Source organism: Heyndrickxia sporothermodurans (assembly GCF_003055045.1).
Classification (GTDB): Bacteria; Bacillota; Bacilli; order Bacillales; family Bacillaceae_C; genus Heyndrickxia; species Heyndrickxia sporothermodurans.
Genome location: NZ_NAZB01000077.1, coordinates 1 through 2483 on the forward strand (window position 1 = coordinate 1; position 2483 = coordinate 2483).

3 protein-coding genes are annotated in these 2483 nt (G+C 37.1%); all 3 read right to left on the reverse strand.

The features are described 5' to 3' along the window. Positions 1-61: 61 nt before the first annotated feature. Positions 62-487, reverse strand: a complete 426-nt coding sequence (locus tag B5V89_RS18850; RefSeq protein ID WP_107921433.1) for an SMI1/KNR4 family protein — start codon at positions 485-487, stop codon at positions 62-64. An 18-nt stretch (positions 488-505) separates the two neighbouring features. Beyond that, complete coding sequence (locus B5V89_RS18855) at positions 506-2359, reverse strand: T7SS effector LXG polymorphic toxin (protein ID WP_108073504.1); 1854 nt, start codon at positions 2357-2359, stop codon at positions 506-508. Positions 2360-2374: 15 nt separating this feature from the next. Continuing rightward, the coding region (locus B5V89_RS20785; protein WP_425319845.1) for a DUF5344 family protein at positions 2375-2483 on the reverse strand (109 nt) is incomplete at its 5' end.

Below are 2483 nucleotides of genomic sequence, written 5' to 3' on the forward strand. Positions count from 1 at the left end.
TCATTTAGGGGCTATAGAGTAATTGATTCATAAGTATCCCCTAGATTAACCTCATTGTTTTTTACCAGTTATCAATTCCTTCTTGAAATATGTCTATTACATAGTCATCAAATGTATTATATCTTGGGTGTAAATCTGTCCCCCCCCTTTCCCAACTAAATACTCTGTCATCATTCATATCTGCACAATACATACATCTAGCAAATTCTCCCGAATCCTCTAAAACAATTAAATTCATACCCAATCCTAATTTTCTCCATCTCTCTGTTGCATCAACTACAGATGCTCCTAAATTCCCCTGAACACCTTCAAGCTCAACTCCACATATTCCTCCCGAACCATATTTTTTTATAAAGTTACGATAACTTTGAGGAAATTTAACTCTAAGTTTTTCTTCAGCCTTATTAATATATTCATCTGATACTTCTCCAAAAAAATCATCTTCTTCACCATAATTTTCGATCATCTTAATAATTCTTTCATCCATAAATTAAACTCACTCCTATTATTCACTAGCTCGCATTTTCCAATAGTTACTTCTAAAGTTATTATACATTTTTTCAAGTTCTGGATTATTTCTAAAACTTTTTCCATTTTCAACCAAACCATGTAGCGCCAAATCGTATTTATCATGAGTTAACTCCGCAATTTCAACCATTCCACCAGGTTCTTTTTGAATTAAATGGTGTAATTCAACTTTACTTTCCACCCCATCCTTTACAATATATGGAGATTTCCCTTTTTTCATTAATTCTCCATTTGACTTTCCTAGTGCCTTCGGATTATTAGGTACATAATTTTTATCAATCTTAATTTGGTACACTCTTCTGGATACATCTACTTCCTTTCCACCAACTTTAACTGTTCCTTTTACTTCTACAGCAGTATACTTATCAGCTAGCCAATCTAATTCAATTTGTTCAGAAGATAATTTTCTGGATTTAAGCCCCGCAACTTTACCGGTACCCTTAGTACCATTCCCGAACGCTTTCCTCGCCGCCAGCTGAATCTGATCCTCCAATCGATTCAACACATTATAAGGAATAGGTCCAGCATTTACAGTTGCCAAAGATGGGCTCAGTCCCTCAACTTTTGTTGTTATCCCGCCAAATCCGCCAACTTTTGTACCTATTTTACCAATTTTGCTGATCCCTTTATCACTTAAAACACCGATTCCTAAAGTCGTAAAAAGATAAGTAAAATATTTACTTCTACTTTCTGCATCTCCTTCGATGACATCCCGAACAAATCCATCTTTTATAGCCTTCACCATGTATTTGCCTGTATCAACAGCTCTACCGAAAACAGCTTTTGCATCAAGGTAAAGTTCGGATCCAATTAATCCAGCTTTCAATAGTAAGTCAGGGCTCGGGGTTGGGCCTAAGTACTTTTCAGCCAATTTATAAAGGCCTTTCCAGCCCTCAATGGTATCTCCTACTGCTTTGCCTGACCCTACATATATTCCTTTCAGGATTTTATCAATGGTTGGCTCGATAATTCCTACCGTTGCGCCGTCTTCCACTTCCTTGGGAATATCGGTGACTACCTCATAATAAACAGTTGAGTCTTTCCCGATTTTCTGATATTCCATAACGATAAGTCCATCTGGATATACTTGGTATTTGATGCTTTTGTAATTTCCGTAAGGTTCCCTTTTAATCGTTTGGATGGGAGTCAAGTTTCCTTTTTGGACGAATTCTCCTAGTAAACTCCGATACGCTTCGTCATCCATTAATTTCTTAGGTGTAAAGTTGGTGATGATTTGCTTGTTTCCCTTAAGATTCGAATCCATTTGTTCGATAAATCGGGACATCGTTATAATGTCTTTACGAACAGAATCCAGTGATCGTGTTGCTTGTTTGTCAAAAGAATGCAGCTGATGAAGGGTCGTCTTCACCTTTTCTTTTGCTCGCTTGATTTGATGCATTGTTCCGTCATCTTGTAATTTCGGCAAGTGGACAATATCACTGACTTTCTGCATGATGCGATTGCCTTCGTCCGTTAGTGAACGTGTTACACTTTCAACCTTTTTTAGGCCATATTCTAAATTGTAATCTAAAAATACTTCATTTATAAACCCATTTTCATGCGGTTCCAGTCCATGCAAGGAATGTTTCATATTTTCTATCATCGTATCATAATTTGCGAGAAAGGATTGAAAAAAGAGTAGAAATGTTTGATGAATTTCCTGATAGTAGGAGCGGATGGCCTCGCCGCTGTTCCCTTTTAACGAATCTTCCAGCGTAATGATTCCGTCAATGGCATGCTGTAATTGTTCAATTTGTTCATTCAATGCTTCCAGTCGTTCTTGAATTTGATCCATATCAGCACGAAACCCATGAACATCAAGTACTTTCATTCTCTCACCAGCTTTCTACTTCATCGGCTGAAATTGCCCGGATGCTCGTTCGTCCAATTCTTTCATACTTTTAATTGCTTCCTTTGTGGCATTTTCACTTTTTAGTAAAAAAGATTGATAGCTT